This is a genomic window from Planomonospora sp. ID91781 (assembly GCF_015711595.1).
In the GTDB taxonomy this organism is placed as follows: Bacteria; Actinomycetota; Actinomycetes; order Streptosporangiales; family Streptosporangiaceae; genus Planomonospora; species Planomonospora parontospora.
The window spans coordinates 602,062-620,980 of record NZ_JABTEY010000003.1; the positions used below are offsets into that span (position 1 = coordinate 602,062).

Below are 18,919 nucleotides of genomic sequence, written 5' to 3' on the forward strand. Positions count from 1 at the left end.
GCAGGGCCGCCGCCGGGGATCGCCGCGGAGGTCCGCGGGGAGCCCCGGCCCCCGGGGCGGGGAGCGGGTCCAGCGTGCACGGCGTGCGTCACGGCGGCTCGGCCCTCCCGGCCCCCGGGGCGGGCAGCGGATCGGCCACGGGCCGGGCTCGACCGGCCCGACGACCGACCGCCCCGGGGCAGGGGCGGATCAGGCGGGATACCAGAGCTCGGGCTCGTCCGGGCCGCCGGAGACGCGGTGCAGGCGGCCCCGCGCCTCCAGCCAGACCAGGTGGGCCAGGGTCTCGTTGTTGGCCGCCCGGCGCATGTGCGGCGGGATGGTCTCCCACGGCCGCGACCAGGTCAGCCGGGTGGCCGCGGCCCAGCAGGTGACGCCCCCGCCGGTCGCGCCGACCAGCGCCTCGATCTCGGCCAGCCGCTCCTCGTGGTGGCCCGTCACGCGGTCGACCCGCTCGGCCAGCTCCAGGAACCGGTACTCGTGCGCGGGCAGCACCTCGTCCACGTCCAGCTTGCGCACGGCCGCCAGCGAGTCGAGGTAGTCGGCCAGCGGGTTGGGCACGGACTGCGCGTGCACGGCCACGATCGGGGTGATCTTCGCGAGCACGTGGTCGCCGGAGAACAGCAGCCGCCGCTCCCGCTCGGCGAAGCACAGGTGCCCCGGCGAGTGGCCGGGCGTCCAGATCGCGTGCAGGTCCCAGCCGGGCAGGTCGAGGCGGTCGCCGTCCTCGATCAACCGGTCGGGTCCGGCCATGGTCACGAACTGCCGGATCATCAGCGAGGCGCCGGCCAGCTCGTCCAGGGTCTCCGCGGGCACCCCGGAGCGCTCCAGCAGCGCCCGCTCCTGCTCCACCAGCGCGTCGACGGCCTCGGAGTCGTAGCGGCCGTGGATCAGGCGCGCGTCCGCCGGGTGCAGCCCGATCCAGGCCCCGGACACCTCCCGGATCCGCCCGGCCAGGCCGTAGTGGTCGGGATGGATGTGGGTGACCAGCACCGCCCTGACGTCGGTCATCTCGTATCCGGCGACCTTCAGCCCGGCGGCCAGCGCGCCGTACGCCTCGTCGGTGTTCCAGCCCGCGTCCACGAGCGCCACCCCGCCGGGCAGCTCCAGCGCGTAGACCAGCACGTAGCGCAGGGGGATGGGCAGCGGCACCGGGATCGACCACAACCCCGGCCGGACCCGCTCCACCTCCGGCAGCGCCTTGCTCCGCCACGCGTCCCGCTGCGCCTCGCTGGCCGGCGTCACCATGGTCATCGCCGATCTCCCTTCGTCGCCCCCGATTGTGCCCGCTGAACCGAATTATGTTCTAAGCGGGGCCCCTCGCGGGCGGAAGCGGCGGGCCCCGTACGGTCGGAACCATGAAGCTGGAACGTGAGACCTCTGCCGACGGGCGGTTCGTCCGCCAGCCCAACCGCTTCACCGCCCGGATCGAGGAGGGCGGCGAGCACCCGCCCGAGCCCGGCCGCTACCAGATCTACGCCTCCTACGCCTGCCCGTGGGCGCAGCGCGCGCTCATCGTCCGCGAGCTGCTCGGCCTCCAGGACGTCGTCGGCGTGACGATCGTGGACCCGATCAGGGACGAGCGCGGCTGGCGCGTGCCCGGCGGGGACCCGGTCACCGGGGCCGAGTTCCTCTCCGAGCTCTACCTGGCGAGCGACCCCGGATACCGGGGCCGCCACACCGTGCCCTGCGTCTGGGACCGTACGGCGGGGCGCCTGGTCACCAACGACTACCCGCAGATCACGCTCACCCTGGAGACCGCATTCGCGCCCTGGCACGCCGAGGGCGCGCCCGATCTCTACCCGGAGCCGCTGCGCGGACGGATCGACGCGCTGAACGACGTCGTCTTCCACGGGCTCAACAACGGCGTCTACAAGGCGGGGTTCGCCACCTCGCAGGAGGCCTACGACGAGGCGGTCACGGGCGTCTTCGCCACGCTCGGCATGCTGGAGGAGCGGCTGTCGGACGGCCGGCCGTACCTGCACGGCGAGGCGCTGACCGAGAGCGACGTGCGGACCTACACCACGCTGGCCCGCTTCGACGCGGTCTACCACTCCCACTTCAAGTGCGCGATCCGCCGACTGGTCGACCACCCGGCGCTGTGGGCCTACGCGCGCCGCCTGTACGCGATCCCGGCCTTCCGCGACACCACCGACTTCGACCACATCAAGCGGCACTACTACGTGACGCAGACCAACATCAATCCGACCGGGATCGTGCCGCAGGGCCCCGACATCGACTGGACCGCGCCCTGAGCCGCCGGCCCCCGGCATCGACCGGACCACGCCCTGAGCCGCCGCCGGCCCCCGGCATCGGCCGGACCCGCACCCCAGCCGCAGGACCCCGTCGGGCGCCGCGCACCGCACCGGGCCCTGCACTCCGCACCGCCCGCGGCGGACGGGCCGGCGGGGTGCGACGGCGGCGCCGTCCATGAAAGTTTCATCGGGCAAATCGGACATCGGGCCGGTCAGCCGGAAGATCGTGGCGCCGCTCCGTTGACGGGGCGGAAACCGCCTGGAAACAATCGGTGGACTCCACACGTGGGAGCGCTCCCACATGGTCGCGCCACCCTTCCCGAAGGACTCCCCCCGTGATCAGACCCCCCGCCTGGCTCACTCTCTGCCTCTCCACCGCGCTGGCCGCGGTCGCACTGGCGCCGGTCTCCGCGACCGCCGCCGCCGAAGGGCCCGAGCAGATCGTCAACGGCACCTTCGACACCGGCACCGCTCCCTGGTGGAGCACCGCCAACACCACGCTCGAGCTCGACGACGGACGGCTCTGCGCCGACATCCCCGGCGAGACCGCCAACCCGTGGGACGTCATCATCGGCCAGAACGACATCCCCCTGGTCAAGGACGAGACCTACGAGTTCTCGTTCTTCGGCGTCGCGTCCCCCGGCAGGGTCGCCAAGGCCCTGGTCCAGCTCCCCGTGGACCCCTGGACCCAGTTCCTGGCGGTCAACCCCGAGCTGAGCGTGTCCGGCAACGACTACTCGTACACGTTCACCGCGCCCGTGGACCTGCCGAACGCCCAGGTGGCCTTCCAGGTCGGCGGCAGCGCGACCCCCTGGAGGTTCTGCGTGGACAACGTCTCGCTCAAGGGCGGAGCCGAACCCGACGTCTACACCCCCGACACCGGACCCCGCGTCCGGGTGAACATGGTCGGCTACCTGCCGTCCGGTCCGAAGAACGCCACCCTGGTCACCGAGAAGACCGAGGCCGTCGACTGGAAGCTGGAGCGCGACGGCCAGACGGTCGCCAAGGGCGAGACCGTGCCGCGCGGCGTGGACGCCAGCTCCGGCCAGAACGTGCACTCGATCGACTTCGGCTCGGTCGACGCCGCCGGCACCGGCTACACGCTCACCGCCGACGGTGAGACCAGCCGCCCGTTCGACATCGCCGCCGGCCTCTACGACGACCTGAAGACCGACGCGCTGAAGTTCTACTACACCCAGCGCAGCGGCATCGAGATCCTCGACGACCTGCGCCCCGGGTACGGCAGGCCCGCCGGCCACCTGGGCGCCGCCCCGAACCAGGGCGACACGCAGGTGCCCTGCCAGGCCGGCGTGTGCGACTACACCCTCGACGTCCGGGGCGGCTGGTACGACGCGGGCGACCACGGCAAGTACGTCGTCAACGGCGGCATCTCCGTCCACCAGATCATGTCCACCTTCGAGCGGGCCAAGGCCGACGGCACGCACGGCGACGGGGACCTGGACATCCCCGAGAGCGGCAACGGCGTGCCGGACATCCTCGACGAGGCCCGCTGGGAGCAGGAGTTCCTGCTCAGCATGCAGGTCCCGGACGGCAAGCCGCACGCCGGGATGGTGCACCACAAGATCCACGACGCGGCCTGGACCGGTCTGCCGCTCCTGCCGCACCTCGACCCGCAGAAGCGCGAGCTGCACCCCGTCTCCACCGCCGCCACCCTCAACCTGGCGGCCACCGCCGCCCAGGCGGCCCGGCTCTTCGCGCCGTACGACGCCGCGTTCGCCGCGCGGAACCTCGCGGCGGCCAAGAAGGCGTGGGCCGCGGCCAAGGCCGACCCCGCCCGCTACGCCGACCCGGCCGACGGCACCGGCGGCGGCGCCTACCCCGACAACGACGTGACCGACGAGTTCTACTGGGCCGCCGCCGAGCTCTACATCACCACCGGCGACAAGGAGTTCAGGGACTTCGTCGTGGCCTCCCCGCACCACACCGCCGACATCTGGCGCGACCGGGGCTTCGACTGGGGCAACACCGCCCAGCTCGGCAGGCTCCAGCTCGCCGCCGTGCCCAACGCCCTGCCCGACCGCGCCCGGGTGCGCGCCTCGGTGCTGGAGGGCGCGGACAAGTACCTGGCGGTGCAGAAGGCCAGCGCGTACGGCCTGCCGTACAACCCGCCGGACTTCGACTGGGGCTCCAACAACCTCATCCTGAACAACATGGTCGTGATGGCCGTGGCGCACGACATCAGCGGTGAGGCGAAGTACCGCGAGGCCGTGCTGGAGGGCATGGACTACATCCTGGGCCGCAACGCGCTCAACCAGTCCTACGTCACCGGCTACGGCGAGGTCGCCTCGAAGAACCAGCACAGCCGCTGGTACGCCCGCCAGCTCAACCCCGACCTGCCGAACCCGCCGAAGGGCACCCTGTCGGGCGGCCCGAACTCCGCCATCCAGGACCCGGTCGCCCAGGCCAAGCTCCAGGGCTGCAAGCCGCAGTTCTGCTACCTCGACGACATCGAGTCGTGGTCCACCAACGAGCTGACCATCAACTGGAACTCCCCGCTCTCCTGGATCGCCTCCTTCCTCGCCGACCCCGTCCCGGCGGGCGACGTCAAGGTGACCTACACCAACCACGGCCAGTGGCCCGACGGGTTCAACACCCAGATCACCATCACCAACACCGGTGACGAGCCGATCGAGGGCTGGACCCTGAAGTGGGCCTTCCTCGGCGGCCAGCAGGTGCGCCGGCACTGGAACGCCGACCTGTCCCAGGACGGCGCGACGGTGACCGCGAAGAACCTGGAGTGGAACCGCGTGATCAAGCCCGGCCGCTCGGTCACCGTCGGCTTCATCGGCGCCGACGCGCCCGGCCCCAACCCCAAGCCGGAGCGCTTCATCCTCAACGGGACCCTCGCCCGGTAGTCCCCCCTCCCGCCCGGCGGAACCCCGCCGGGCGGACGCCCCCCGAGACCAGGGCGGCCGCACTCCTCCGGCGGCCGCCCTGCCCGTTCCCGGAACCGGCCTCGGAACCACCGTCGCAGTGCCCGCTCCGGTAACGAGTGGGTTCCGGGATGCGTCCACCGTTGCCCTGATCAGGCGATTCCCTCTATAACGCTCGATTAGGCCGAAACGGGAGGATCTATGCGGGAGTTCGGCAAGTGGGCCAAGGTCGCACGGACGGCCGCGGCCGTGCTGGGCGGGGCACTGGTCGCGGGTCTGGTCGTCGGCGTCGCGGCCCGGCTGCTGATGCGCGCCATCCTGCTCGCCGTCGACATGCCGACCTCCTTCTCCGCGGGGGGAACCGCGGCGGTGCTCGTCGCCTTCGCCGTGCTCGCCGTACCGGCCGCCGCGACCGCGACCGCGCGTCCCGCGGTCAGGCATGCGGGACGGTGGGTGACGGTGGCGCTGACCGGGTGGGGCTCCGCGCGGAACGGGCTCGCCGACGCCAAGATGCTGCTGCTGGCGGACGAGGACCGGCTCTCGGTCGTCGCGGGGCTGATCGTGGCCTTCGCGGTGACGGCGGCGCTGCACGGCCGGCTCGCGCAGTACGCGACACGCCGCCTCGCCGGCCCGTCCGCGACCGGCGGGGAGACCGGCCGTGCGGACATCACCCGCGGAGGCACGACCGGCGGAGACGAAGGAGACACGACCGGCGCGGACACGGACGACGGGAACATGAACGACGGGAACACGACGCCGCGCGCGGCGGCCGCTCCGGCGTCCTGAAGCCGTCCGGCCGCACCGCGAGCGGGCGGGCACGTCCCGGACCCGCAGGAGTCCTAAACTGGCGGACGTGATCGAGGACATCTGGGTGGATCCGGCCGTCGCCGAGCTCAGGCCGGACTTCGCGGTGCTGGCCATGGCGGTGTACGGCCTGCGCAACGGACCGACCGACGACAGGTCCCGGGCCTGGCTGGCCGAGGCGGCCGACCGGGCGGTGACGCCGGACGACCCGAGGGTCGAGGCGTGGCGGGACGCCTACCGGGCGTTCGGCGCCAAGCCGCAGCGGACCCGGCCGTCGGTGGACGCGCTGGTCCGGCGGATGCCGCTGCCGGAGATCAACCTGGTGGTGGACGCCTACAACGCGGTCAGCGTCGGCCACGGTCTCCCGATCGGCGGCGAGGACCTGGCCCGCTACGCGGGCACGGCCAGGCTGGTGCGGGCGGCCGGGGACGAGCCGTTCGAGGTCGTCGAGAAGGGCGAGCCCGCGATCGACCACCCGGAGATCGGCGAGGTGGTCTGGCGGGACGACCTGGGCGTCACCTGCCGGCGGTGGAACTGGCGGCAGTGCGTGCGGACCCGGATCACCGAGGAGACCTCCGACGCCCTGTTCCTGCTGGAGCGGCTGGACCCCATGTCACCGGAGGAGCTCCAGGCCGCCGGGAACGAGCTGACCGTCCTGCTGGAGGAGATCACCCCCGGTCTGCACGTCGAGACGCGCCTCGTCACCGCCTGACACGCCCGGCGAAGGGGTGACCCTACTCACACCTTCCGGCCAGACCCCCCGAACGTGACCGCTTTCGGCTGTTCTGAGAGGATCGTTCCGGGGGCTGCGGCCAGATTGGCGCGGGCCCATGCCCAGGAGAGTAGCCTTGGACAGGTTCTCTTATCATCAACGCCGATCTGCGGAAGAGGGCGATTTCCGCCGTGTCGTCTGAGTCGTCGCGGACAAACCCGCTGGCAGCCTTCGGTCAAAACGAATGGCTTGTCGACGAGCTGTACCAGAAGTACCTCCAGGATCCCGAGTCCGTGGACCGCGCCTGGTGGAACTTCTTCGCTGACTACACCCCTGATTCCGGGTCCGGCAGAGCCGCGGCCCAGGGAACGGCCGCGGCCGCTCCCCCGACCCCCGCCACGGCCCCGGCCACCCCGGCCGCCGCGACGACCACCCCCACAGCGCCGAAGGCCCCGGCGGCCCCGGCGGACAAGCCCAAGCAGGAGACGCAGTTGCCCGCCGGTGCCGAGGAAGTCCGACTCCGTGGCGCGGCCGCCAGGACCGCGCTGAACATGGAGGCCAGCCTCGTAGTCCCGACGGCCACCAGCGTACGCGCCGTCCCGGCGAAGCTGCTCATCGACAACCGCATCGTGATCAACAACCACCTGTCCCGCGGCCGCGGCGGCAAGGTGTCGTTCACGCACCTCATCGGGTTCGCCGTCGTCAAGGCCCTCGCGGTCCTGCCGGAGATGAACCACTCCTACACCGAGGTCGACGGCAAGCCGGTGCTGGTCAAGCCCGAGCACGTCAACCTGGGCCTGGCCATCGACATCCAGAAGGGCGACACCCGCCAGCTCCTGGTGCCGTCGATCAAGGCCTGCGAGCAGATGGACTTCCGCCAGTTCTGGACGGCGTACGAGGACATCGTGCGCAAGGCCAGGGGCGGCAAGCTCGGCGTCGACGACTTCGCGGGCACGACGATCTCGCTGACCAACCCGGGCACCATCGGCACCGTGCACTCGGTGCCGCGCCTGATGCCCGGCCAGGGCACGATCATCGGCGTCGGCGCGATGGAGTACCCCGCCGAGTACCAGGGCGCCTCCCCCGAGACGCTCTCCCGCCTGGCGGTGAGCAAGATCATGACGCTCACCAGCACCTACGACCACCGGATCATCCAGGGCGCCCAGTCGGGCGACTTCCTGCGCCAGATCCACCGCCTGCTCCTGGGCGAGGACGGCTTCTACGACGAGATCTTCGAAGCCCTCCGGATCCCCTACGAGCCGGTCCGCTGGGTCCGCGACATCTCGACCACGCACGACGACGACGTGGCCAAGTCCGCCCGCGTGCTGGAGCTGATCCACGCCTACCGGGTCCGCGGCCACCTCATGGCCGACACCGACCCGCTGGAGTACAAGCAGCGCAAGCACCCCGACCTCGACATCAAGTCGCACGGGCTGACCCTGTGGGACCTGGAGCGCGAGTTCGCCACCGGCGGCTTCGGCGGCAAGCCGCTGATGAAGCTCCGCGACATCCTCGGCGTGCTGCGCGACTCCTACTGCCGCACCATCGGCGTCGAGTACATGCACATCCAGAACCCCGAGGAGCGGGCCTGGATCCAGGCGCGGGTGGAGCGGCCGTACGACAAGCCCGCGCGCGAGGAGCAGCTGCGCGTCCTGGAGCGGCTCAACACCGCCGAGGCGTTCGAGACGTTCCTGCAGACCAAGTTCGTCGGCCAGAAGCGCTTCTCGCTGGAGGGCGGCGAGTCGCTGATCCCGCTGGTCGACTCGGTGCTCTGCGCCGCCGCCCAGGACAGCCTGGACGAGGCCGTCATCGGCATGGCCCACCGCGGCCGCCTCAACGTGCTGGCCAACATCGTCGGCAAGTCCTACGGGCAGATCTTCGGCGAGTTCGAGGGCAACATCGACCCGCGCACCTCGCACGGCTCCGGCGACGTGAAGTACCACCTGGGCGCCACCGGCGACTTCGTCTCGCCCGACGGCTCCAAGATCAAGGCCTCGGTCGTGGCCAACCCCTCCCACCTGGAGACGGTCGACCCGGTCCTGGAGGGCATCGTCCGCGCCAAGCAGGACCTGCTGGAGCGCGGCGAGGAGGGCTTCAGCGTCCTGCCGCTGCTCGTCCACGGCGACGCCGCCTTCGCCGGCCAGGGCGTGGTGGCCGAGACGCTGAACCTGTCGCAGCTGCGCGGCTACCGCACCGGCGGCACCGTGCACATCGTGGTCAACAACCAGGTCGGCTTCACCACCAGCCCGGCGAGCTCCCGCTCCAGCGTGTACGCCACCGACGTCGCCCGGATGATCCAGGCGCCGATCTTCCACGTCAACGGGGACGACCCCGAGGCCGTGGTCCGGGTCGGCCGCCTGGCCTTCGAGTACCGCCAGGCGTTCCGCAAGGACGTCGTGATCGACCTCATCTGCTACCGGCGCCGGGGCCACAACGAGGCCGACAACCCCAGCTTCACCCAGCCGCTGATGTACGACCTGATCGACGCCAAGCGCTCCACCCGCAAGCTCTACACCGAGGCGCTGATCGGCCGGGGCGACATCACGGTGGAGGAGGCCGAGGGCGCGCTCCGCGACTACCAGGCCAAGCTGGAGAACGCCTTCGCCGAGACCCGCGAGGCGACCAGGGAGCAGACGGGCGAGTTCGCCCGCCCGGCCGACCTGGAGGCCATCCCCTGGTCGCACGAGGACACCCCGACGGGCGTGTCCGAGGAGACCGTCAAGCGGATCGTCGACACCCAGCTCAATCTGCCGGAGGGCTTCACCGTCCACCCGCGCCTGCTCCCGGTCATCCAGCGCCGCGGCCAGATGGTCGCCGAGGACCGCATCGACTGGGGCATGGGCGAGACCCTGGCCTTCGGCTCGCTGTTGATCGACGGCCACCCGGTCCGCCTGGTGGGCCAGGACTCCCGGCGCGGCACCTTCGTGCAGCGGCACGCGGTGCTCGTGGACCGCGTCACCGGCGAGGAGCACACCCCGCTCAAGGCGTTCAACGAGGGCACCACCAAGTTCTACGTCTACGACTCGCTGCTCAGCGAGTACGCCGCGCTCGGCTTCGAGTACGGCTACAGCGTGGAGCGCCCCGAGGCCCTGGTCTGCTGGGAGGCGCAGTTCGGCGACTTCGTCAACGGCGCCCAGTCGGTCATCGACGAGTACATCACCGCGGGCGAGCAGAAGTGGGGCCAGCGCTCCGGCGTGACCCTGCTGCTGCCGCACGGCTACGAGGGCCAGGGCCCCGACCACTCCTCGGCCCGCATCGAGCGCTTCCTGCAGATGTGCGCCCAGGACAACATGACCGTGGCCCAGCCGACCCTGCCGGCCAACTACTTCCACCTGCTGCGCTGGCAGACGAAGTCGAACCGGCACCGGCCGCTGGTGGTCTTCACGCCCAAGTCGCTGCTGCGGCACAAGGCGGCGGTCTCGCCGGTCTCCGACTTCACGTCGGGCTCGTTCAAGCCGGTCATCGGTGACACCACGGTGGATCCGGCGGGCGTGCGCAAGGTCGTGCTCTGCTCCGGCAAGATCTACTACGACCTGGCCGCGGCCCGGGAGGCGCAGGGCCGTACCGACGTGGCGATCGTCCGCCTGGAGCGGCTCTACCCGTTCCCGGCGAACCCGCTGACGACGGAGCTGGACCGCTACGGCGACGTCGAGCTGATCTGGGTGCAGGACGAGCCGGCCAACATGGGGCCGTGGCCGTTCCTGACGCTCAAGCTGGCCGAGAACCCCCGCGTGTTCGGCGGGCGGCCGATCAAGCGGGTCTCCCGCAAGGCCAACTCGTCCCCGGCCACCGGGTCGCACTCCACGCACGAGGTGGAGCTGCGCCAGATGCTGTCGGAGGTCTACGCCTGATCCGGGTGCCGGGGACCGCGACGGCGGTCCCCGCCCGGATCTTCGGTCCACCCGGGAGGTCCCCCACAGCACGGCTGTGGGGGACCTCCCGCTATCAGGAGGGAAACGATGTACTTCACCGACCGGGGCATCGAGGAGCTCGTCACCCGCCGCGGCGAGGAGGAGGTCGGCATCGGCTGGCTGGCCGAGCGGCTGCGCGAGTTCGTGGACCTCAACCCCGAGTTCGAGATCCCGGTGGACCGGCTGGCCACCTGGCTGGCCCGGCTGGACGACGACGAGGACGAGTAGCGGCGAGGACGGACGGCACGGGACCGGCCGACGGCACGGGAACCGCCCGGGGCGGACCGGCTCCCGGTGGATAAAACACGATATATCTTGACCTCCCGAGTGACGCGACATATCGTGTCTTGCACAAGGAGGTCGCAGACATGCGTGAATGGACGATCGGGAAACCCGAGCAGATCACGTTCGGCGCGGTGAGCGGGCTGAACGTGTGGATCGTGGCGGGCAGGCTGGCGGTGCTGGCCAGCGACGGCCCGCCGACTCTGGAGGTCACCTCCGTCGGAGACCTCCCGCTGATCGTGACGCACGACGACGACGGCACGCTCACCGTCTCCTACAAGGACCTCACCTGGGACGGGCTGCTCAGCTGGCTCCGCCCCGGCCGCCGGGAGAGCGTGCTGACGCTCACCGTGCCGAAGGACTGCCCGGTCAGCGCCGGAGTGGTCTCCGCCTCGGCCGTCGTGGCCGGCTTCGAGGCCCGCACCGCGGTCAAGAGCGTCTCCGGCGAGGTCGTGCTCGACGGGGTGAGCGGCGAGATCCACGCCGACACCGTCTCCGGCCCCGTGGAGAGCCGCGGCCTGGTCGGCGACCTGTCGTTCAAGAGCGTCTCGGGTGACCTGACCGTCGCCCGGGGCAGGCCCCGCCGCCTGAAGGCCGGCACCGTCTCCGGCCGGATCACCGCCGACCTGGAGCTCCCGCCGACCGGCCACGTCACGCTGAACAGCGTCTCCGGCGAGGTCGTGGTACGGCTCCCGCACTCGGTGGAGGCCGACGTCGCGATCCGCTCCACCTCCGGCCGGATCGGCAGCGCCTTCTCCGAGCTCGACCGGGTGGACCAGCCCGGCAGGAGGGCGCTCACCGGCCGGATCGGCGGGGGCATGGCCTCCCTGTCGGCCACCACCCTCTCCGCCGACGTCACTCTCCTGAAGGGAGACCCTTCGTGAACGGCTCGTTCGACACCGGTCGCGCCTCCGGCACGGCTCAGGGCGGGGGGGCGTCGTGAGCCCCGTCTTCGGCCACGGGCGGCTCCGCCTCTACCTGCTCAAACTGCTCCAGGAGAGCCCGCGCCACGGCTACGAGGTGATCCGGCTGCTGCAGGACCGCTTCCTCGGCGTCTACTCCCCCTCGCCCGGCACGATCTACCCGCGCCTGGCCCGGCTGGAGGAGGAGGGCCTGGTCACCCACGAGGTCGTGGCCGGCAAGAAGGTCTTCACCCTCACCGAGGCGGGCCGCGCCGAGCTGGAGGCCAGGATGGACGAGCTGGCCGAGCTGGAGCAGGAGATCTCCGACTCCGTCCGGGACATCGCCCGCGAGGTCAAGGAGGACGTGCGCGACACGGTCCGGTCGCTGCGCGAGGAGCTCACCCAGATGGCCCGCGACGTGCGGCAGAGCGCCAAGCAGGAGGAGCGCTCGGCCAAGGACGAGTTCCGGCGGGCCAAGCGGGAGCAGCGCGAGGCCTGGCGGGAGCAGAAGGCCGAGTGGCAGCGGCACAAGCACGAGTGGAAGCACGAGACCGAGCGCTGGCAGCGGGAGTGGAAGCGCATCTGGGCCGCCGGCTTCACCGGGCCCGGCTCCTCCGCCGGTGACGACCGGCTCGGGCAGCTGCTCGCCGAGTTCGCCGAGGAGGTCCGCGGGGACGCCGCGGGCCGGCAGGTCACCGAGGAGACGCTGGCCGCGGCGCAGGACGCGCTCTACGACGCGGCCCGCCGGATCCGGGACGCCCTGCGGTGATCCTCCTGATGCGGGCGGCCCCGCCCCTCCTCCGGGCGGGGCCGCCGCCGTCCTCGGCACACGCGGCGTGCACGGCGCACCCTGCATGCACGGCGCATCCTGCATGCACGACACACGCAGCGCACACGGCCAACACAGCGCGCCGGGCGTGCACGGCGTGCTCCGTGCACTCCGCGGGCCTCATGCGCCCGGTGCCCCCGGCGCGTTCAGGGAGTGAAGACGATCTTCCCGAAGACCTCGCCCCCGTGCATGGCCGCGAAGCCCTCGCGGGCCTGCGCCAGCGGGAGCACCCGGTCGATCAGCGGGCGGGTGCCGGTCTGCTCCAGGAACCGGGCCAGCCGGGCGAGCTGGTCCCGGCTGCCCATGGTCGAGCCGACCACCGACAGCTGCAGGAAGAAGACCCGGTTCAGGTCGGCCGGGGGCACGGCGCCGCTGGTCGCGCCGGAGACCACGATCCGGCCGCCGGGACGCAGTGACTTGAGCGAGTGGTCCCAGGTGGCCTGGCCCACGGTCTCCATGACCGCGTCCACCCGCTCGGGCAGCCGGGCGCCGGGCTCGAAGACCTGGTCGGCGCCGAGCTCCAGGGCGCGGGCCCGCTTGGCCTCCGACCTGCTGGTGGCCCAGACCCGATAGCCGCCGGCCCGGCCCAGCGCGATCAGCGCGGTGGCCACGCCGCCGCCCGCCCCCTGGACCAGCACGGTCGAGCCGGGCTCCAGCCCCGCCCGGTCGAACAGCATCCGGTAGGCGGTCAGCCACGCGGTGGGCAGGCAGGCCGCCTCCTCGAAGCCGAGCGCGGCGGGCTTGGGCACCAGGTTCCGCCGGGGCACGGCGACCCGCTCGGCGAAGGTCCCGTCGTGCACCTCCGAGAGCAGCGACCGCTTCGGGTCGAGCGTCTCGTCGGCCCCCGAACCGATCACGGAGTGCACGATGACCTCGTTGCCGTCCTCGTCGAGTCCGGCGGCGTCGCAGCCGAGCACGATGGGCAGCCGCTCCTGCCGGATGCCCACGCCCTTGAGCGTCCACAGGTCGTGGTGGTTGAGGGCGGCGGCCTTCACGGTGACGGTGGTCCAGCCGTCGGGGACCTCCGGTTCGGGGTGCTCGCCGAGCGTCAGCCCGGCGAGGGGGTTGTCGGGATCGGTCTGGGTTGCGGTTACGGCGAACATGGCCGCACCCTACGCTCCCGCCCTCTCCGATCCCTTCACCAGGTGGCGACGTTCACCGGCCCGTCGGGGACCAGGCGGATCTCCCTTCCGACGAGTTCGACGGCCTCGGCCTCGGCGACCAGCGCGGGGTCGCGGACGAGGGCGTGCGTGCGCGCGCCGCCCGGCAGGTCCACGACCACGATCCCGCGCTCGGCCGCGCCGTCCCTGCCGTGCGCGACGGTGTAGCCCGCGACGGTCCCCGTCCCCTCGAAGACGTCGGCGATCGGCACGGGCTCGGCGACGTGCACCGGCCCGCCCGCCCCGCGCAGCGCCGCGAGCCCGTCGCCCCGCCCCTCCCGGAAGGCGTCGCCCGGCTCGGTGGACCAGACGGCCCAGGTGTGCTTGGTCAGGTGCATCCCCACCCCGGTGACCAGGCCGTGTCCCGGCGCCCCCGCCCCCTCCCGCAGCCGCTCGGCCATCGCCGCGGTGGAGTGCAGCACGTAGACGCTGACCGGCGCCCCGGCGTACGGCAGGCCGCCGGTGACCGTCAGCCCCCGCCCGTCCAGCGGGTCCAGGCCCATCGCGGCGCAGGCCGTACGGAGGGCGACCGCGAAGCAGCTGTAGAGGTCCAGCGCGCCGATCCCGTCCAGGTCCGTGCCCGCCCGGTCCAGGGCGTGCCGGGCCGCGGCCGCCATCGCCGGGGACTCCCCCAGGGCCGGCCGGGCCGCCACCTCCCAGGTGTCCTCGGCGTACGCCCAGCCCCGCAGGTGGACGCGGCGGTCGCGATCGATCCCGAGCCGGTCGGCGAGCCCCGAGCTGACCATGATCACGGCAGCGGCCTGGTCGACGTCCATGAACGCGACGGTCCGCTTGGTGTACGGCCAGCCGACGACGCGGTTGTCCGGACCCGGGGTGACGAGCTCCTCCGGCGTCCACTCCCGCCGGTGCCAGGCGTGCGGGTTGGCCGCGGCGACCCGGGTCATCGGGGCCATCATCCGGCCCCGCGCCTCCCGCTCGTCCCCGATGGACTCCCCGGCGGCGGCCCGGCGCGCGGTCTCCATGATCGCGTAGGTGTGCACGGGCAGGAAGAGCTCGTGGGCCAGCTCGGCCGGGTGCGGCGGGCGCTCCCAGCCGTAGGGCGGCCGGGGATGGGCGCGGTGGCTCCACGCGGGGCGCTCCCCCGCCCTGCGCAGCGCCTTCTTGGTCGCCAGCGCCTCGCCCCCGGTGACCAGGGCCGCGTCCATCTCCCCGGCGGCGATCGCGGCGGCGGCCGTACCGAGGAGCGCCTGCGGAGCCGTACCGCTCACCGTGGAGTAGGCGCGGTGGCGGGGTGCGGCCTTGAGGCGCTCGGCGAGCCGGGCGGCGGGGTCGTCGTACTGCCAGGACTCGGTGTAGACGACCTGGATCGAGTCGAGCCGCTCCAGCAGGCCGGGAACCCCCGCGTCGGCGGCGGCCCGGCGGGCGACCAGCTCCCACAGGTCCAGCGGCTCCGGTCCCGGCCGCTCGCGGACGGTGTGCTGGGCGACGCCGACGAGGCAGGGGGTCCGTGGGTCCACGCTCATACGGACATCAAACCAGAACGTCATTCGGTTTGGATAGCGCGAAGTGCACGGAGTTACCGGAGAAATGGTCGTCGATCGATGATGAAGGTGGTACGGAAGACGTCTTTCCGCTCCCCCCACAGCGGCCCCTGCCTGCGAAGATGCCCATTCGTTAAATGATAGCGAATCGGCATTTCAATAACGGAATCGCATCGGAGGGAACCGTCCCAGACTTTTTCCCGTCAATTCATGGCCCAACTCGTGATCCACTCAGTAGCGTTCCCAGCGTTTTCCTGGCGACGGGAAGTCCCGCCCGCCGCCGAAGACGAAAGGAGCTCCATTGAATCCCCGAGCACGGCGCCTCACCGTCCCCCTCACCGGCCTCCTCCTGGTCGCCGGGGCGATGGGCGCCACCTCCGCCGGCGCGAGCGCCGCGAGCACCACCGCAACCGCGGCCGGCACCGCCGCCGCCCCCGCCGACGTGGTGACGTCCACCGCGTCGGAGACCCCGGCCGAGGCGACCTCCTTCTGGTCGCCGGAGCGCATGCGCAGGGCCACCGACGCCACCGGCGACGTCGACCTCAGCGTCCGGGGCGGCAAGGCCTCCTCGGCGGCCGGGCCCACCGGCAAGGCCGGGGCCGTCCCGCCGAGCGGTCCGGGAGGCGGCCCGACCACCAAGAGCAAGCAGGTCAACCTGCCCAACACGGTCGGCCGGGTCTTCTTCACGCTGCCCAAGGCGAACCCGCTGGACCCGAAGAGCTGGAAGTACTGCTCCGGCACCTCGGTCCAGGGCAGGTACCGCAACGTGGTCGCCACCTCGGCGCACTGCGTCTACGACGTGAAGACCAATCAGTTCTACGACAACTGGATCTTCATCCCGTCCTACTGGGACGGGAACCAGGCGTGGGACGGGAAGAACCCGTACGGCATCTACGCGGCCAAGTGGTTCAACGCGCACGACGACTTCGTGGTGAAGGAGGACTACGACTACGACTACGCCTTCGTCAACGTCCACTCCGGGTACAAGGTGAACTGGGAGAAGGACAAGGACGGCAAGTGGCAGCCGATCGTCAAGAACGTCGGCCGGCTCGGTGACAACGTCGGCGGCCAGGGCTTCGCCTGGAACCAGAAGGTGAAGAACAAGGTCTTCTCCTTCGGCTACCCGGCCGGGTCCCACCCCGACGGCGACAAGCCGTTCACCGGGCGCACGATGAAGTGGTGCTACGGCACCACCGGCGCCATGCCCGCCGCGCCGAAGTACAACATCCAGGAGCACGTCGGATTCAGGTGCGCCTTCACCGCGGGCGCCAGCGGCGGCCCGTTCCTGCTGAAGTACAAGAGCGCCACGCGGACCGGCTACCTCAACGGCGTCAACAGCGTCGCCTGGGACACCGACAAGAACGACCGCTACGACCGCATCTCCTCGCCGTACTTCAACGGCGACACCTACCAGGTCTACAAGGTCGCGGCCAACCGCTGGACCAAGTAGCCCCGCCCGCAGGACGGCGCCCGGACGACCCGGGCGCCGTCTCCTCCGGAACACGGCGCACGACGGCCGGACGGCCTCCCGCCTCCCCGGGCCGCCCCGGGGAGGCGGGACACTTGACGGGAATCCGCCAGGGACCTGCTGATGGGTTGCCCTCCGGTCGGCGAGACCCCGAATGTGGAAGGTTCCAGCGCTTTCTCCGAGGCGTCCCGTCCGGACGGCGAGCGGTCCGGCGTCTTCGCAGCTCAGGGCGGTTACGCGATGAACATTCCACACGACCGCCAATCCGAATCATCTCTGACGCCGTCCGAGATCTTTCGGTTCCACTGATTCGGCAACGAAAGCATAACGGTCCATACCGATGCCGGATTACTGCTCCTTTACACCATCTTTGCTGAGTACGGTCTCCTCTTGTCTCTTTACGTACGCGTGAGCCACCCGAGCGCTCATGACAAAGAAGGAGCTACCGTGAACCCCCGAGTCAAGCACCTCGCCCTCCCTCTGGGAGGTGCTCTCGTGGCCACCTCCATGGCCGGCGCCGCCCTCGCCGGAACGGCCCAGGCCGCCACCGCCGAGCCGGATCTCAAGACATCGGCCCTCACCCGCTCCGGTAACGCGAAGGCCATCGCGGGCTACTGGACCTCCTCCAAGCTGAAGTCGGCGAAGACCTACCTGTCCGACTCCACCGTCTCCGCCAAGCTGACCAAGCCCGGCGCCGCGCGAGCCGCCGCCGACGGCAAGCCCGGCATCGTCGCCCCGACCGGGGAGGGCGGCAAGTCCGCCGGCCGCTCGAAGAACGTGAACCTGCCGATCACCGTGGGCAAGGTCTTCTTCGTCGACGACAAGGGCCAGGAGCGCTGGTGCTCCGGCACCTCGGTGCAGTCGAAGTTCCGCAACCTGGTCGCCACCGCCGGCCACTGCGTCTACGACACCGACACGAACAAGCCGTTCGACAACTTCGTGTTCATCCCCGGTTACTACCAGGGCAAGGCCCCTTGGGGCATCTACGTCGGCGCCAAGGTCAACACCCACGACGACTTCACCGTCTACGAGGACTACGACTACGACTACGCCTTCGTCAACGTCTACAACGGGATCAGGCAGCAGCCCGAGCGCGAGGTCGACTACAAGACCTACAAGGCGCACATCGCCAAGGGCGGGGCGGGCCGCGAGGACGCCCGGACCGTCGACCGCAAGACCTACGACGAGTGGACCAAGAAGGGCGGCCTCGGCAAAGTCGAGGGTGTCGACTCCGAGGACGAGGTCGGCCCGCAGTACAAGGGCGCGATCGCGGTCGCGGTGGAGACCGGCAAGGCCACCTGGGACGGCGCCTCCGGCAGCGTCTACGGGCTGAAGGACGACAAGGTCACCCTCGGCGGCCGGACGCTGGAGCAGGCCGCCTGGCCGAAGCCCGGCTCCAAGCTGGAGCCCCGCGTCGAGCATGTGACCAAGACCGAGTACGACGACTACAAGGGCCCCGGCCACAAGCAGATCGACTCCCGGGGCAACTACCTCATCACCCGCTACTACGTGGTGAAGTACATCGCGAAGACCTCGTCGGCGAAGTACATCATCTTCCGGCACTACATCACGTTCGTGACCGACGTCGGCCGCCTCGGCGACAACGTCGGCGGCCAGGGCTTCAGCTGGAACCAGAAGCTGGGCAAGAAGGTCTTCACCTTCGGGTACCCGACCTCCTCGCACCTGGACGGGCACCGGCCGTACAGCGGCCACACCATGAAGTGGTGCTACGGCAAGACCGCCGCCGCTCCCGTGGTGTCGGCGTACAACGCCCAGGAGCACCAGGCCGTCAAGTGCGCCTTCACGCCGGGCGCCAGCGGGTCTCCCTTCCTGCTGCAGTACAAGAACAGCAAGCGGACCGGCTACCTCAACGGTGTGGTGAGCCTCACCCTCGACACCGACAAGAACAGCCGCTACGACCGGGTCACCACGCCTTACTTCAACGGTGACACCTACGCCGTCTACCGGCACGCCGCGAACCTGTGGACCGGGAAGCTCCCGCGCTAGGCACGAGGCCGCGGTACAGGAGGGGTCCGGTGACCGCCGGGCCCCTCCCCTTCTTCACGAGGCTCTTACGCCCCGGGGGGCAGGCTTGCGAGCGACGGCGTCAGATCGGATCGGTACACCGAGCTGCCCAAAACCCAGTTGATCTGGAAAAATCACCTTTTACACCTCTACTGAACTCCAACTCCCCGGAAGGAAC

13 protein-coding genes are annotated in these 18,919 nt (G+C 71.1%); 10 read left to right on the forward strand and 3 right to left on the reverse strand.

Translation table 11 applies throughout. The features are described from left to right. Positions 1-189: 189 nt before the first annotated feature. Positions 190-1,251 carry an MBL fold metallo-hydrolase gene (locus HS048_RS33000; RefSeq protein ID WP_230882419.1) on the reverse strand — a complete coding sequence of 354 codons (1,062 nt, stop codon included), beginning with the start codon at positions 1,249-1,251 and terminating at the stop codon, positions 190-192. A gap of 104 nt (positions 1,252-1,355) precedes the next feature. On the opposite strand from HS048_RS33000, the gene HS048_RS33005 reads away from it, so the two are divergent. The 8 genes from HS048_RS33005 (at position 1,356) to HS048_RS33040 (ending at position 12,526) form a co-directional block, all read left to right on the forward strand. Continuing rightward, entirely contained in the window at positions 1,356-2,252 is an 897-nt protein-coding gene (locus tag HS048_RS33005) for a glutathione S-transferase family protein (RefSeq protein ID WP_068897728.1), read from the forward strand. A 335-nt stretch (positions 2,253-2,587) separates the two neighbouring features. After that, positions 2,588-5,128 (forward strand): glycoside hydrolase family 9 protein, encoded by a 2,541-nt coding sequence (locus HS048_RS33010; protein WP_196469835.1) that lies wholly within the window; start codon positions 2,588-2,590, stop codon positions 5,126-5,128. Between the two features lie 219 nt (positions 5,129-5,347). Continuing rightward, complete coding sequence (locus tag HS048_RS33015; RefSeq protein ID WP_196469836.1) at positions 5,348-5,932, forward strand: hypothetical protein; 585 nt, start codon at positions 5,348-5,350, stop codon at positions 5,930-5,932. Between the two features lie 67 nt (positions 5,933-5,999). After that, positions 6,000-6,662 (forward strand): B3/4 domain-containing protein, encoded by a 663-nt coding sequence (locus HS048_RS33020; protein WP_068897731.1) that lies wholly within the window; start codon positions 6,000-6,002, stop codon positions 6,660-6,662. Positions 6,663-6,853: 191 nt separating this feature from the next. After that, the gene (locus tag HS048_RS33025; RefSeq protein ID WP_196469837.1) at positions 6,854-10,513 is read left to right on the forward strand and encodes a multifunctional oxoglutarate decarboxylase/oxoglutarate dehydrogenase thiamine pyrophosphate-binding subunit/dihydrolipoyllysine-residue succinyltransferase subunit; all 3,660 of its coding nucleotides are present in this window, start codon (positions 6,854-6,856) and stop codon (positions 10,511-10,513) included. Between the two features lie 108 nt (positions 10,514-10,621). After that, positions 10,622-10,801 carry a DUF6104 family protein gene (locus HS048_RS33030; protein ID WP_068897733.1) on the forward strand — a complete coding sequence of 60 codons (180 nt, stop codon included), beginning with the start codon at positions 10,622-10,624 and terminating at the stop codon, positions 10,799-10,801. A 140-nt stretch (positions 10,802-10,941) separates the two neighbouring features. Next, positions 10,942-11,739, forward strand: coding sequence for a DUF4097 family beta strand repeat-containing protein (locus HS048_RS33035; protein ID WP_196469838.1), 798 nt, complete (start codon positions 10,942-10,944; stop codon positions 11,737-11,739). Positions 11,740-11,794: 55 nt separating this feature from the next. Continuing rightward, complete coding sequence (locus tag HS048_RS33040) at positions 11,795-12,526, forward strand: PadR family transcriptional regulator (protein WP_196469839.1); 732 nt, start codon at positions 11,795-11,797, stop codon at positions 12,524-12,526. 206 nt (positions 12,527-12,732) lie between these two features. Here HS048_RS33040 and HS048_RS33045 read toward each other — a convergent pair whose 3' ends face one another. Beyond that, positions 12,733-13,689 carry a zinc-binding dehydrogenase gene (locus tag HS048_RS33045; RefSeq protein ID WP_196469840.1) on the reverse strand — a complete coding sequence of 319 codons (957 nt, stop codon included), beginning with the start codon at positions 13,687-13,689 and terminating at the stop codon, positions 12,733-12,735. Positions 13,690-13,724: 35 nt separating this feature from the next. Next, the gene (locus tag HS048_RS33050; RefSeq protein WP_196469841.1) at positions 13,725-15,230 is read right to left on the reverse strand and encodes an acetyl-CoA acetyltransferase; all 1,506 of its coding nucleotides are present in this window, start codon (positions 15,228-15,230) and stop codon (positions 13,725-13,727) included. 319 nt (positions 15,231-15,549) lie between these two features. Between HS048_RS33050 and HS048_RS33055 the strand changes: the two genes are divergently transcribed. Together HS048_RS33055 and HS048_RS33060 are read left to right on the forward strand one after the other, a co-directional pair. After that, positions 15,550-16,698, forward strand: coding sequence for a serine protease (locus tag HS048_RS33055; RefSeq protein WP_196469842.1), 1,149 nt, complete (start codon positions 15,550-15,552; stop codon positions 16,696-16,698). Positions 16,699-17,163: 465 nt separating this feature from the next. Next, on the forward strand, positions 17,164-18,723 hold the full coding sequence (locus HS048_RS33060; RefSeq protein WP_307832731.1) for a hypothetical protein: 1,560 nt from the start codon (positions 17,164-17,166) through the stop codon (positions 18,721-18,723). Positions 18,724-18,919 lie beyond the last annotated feature (196 nt).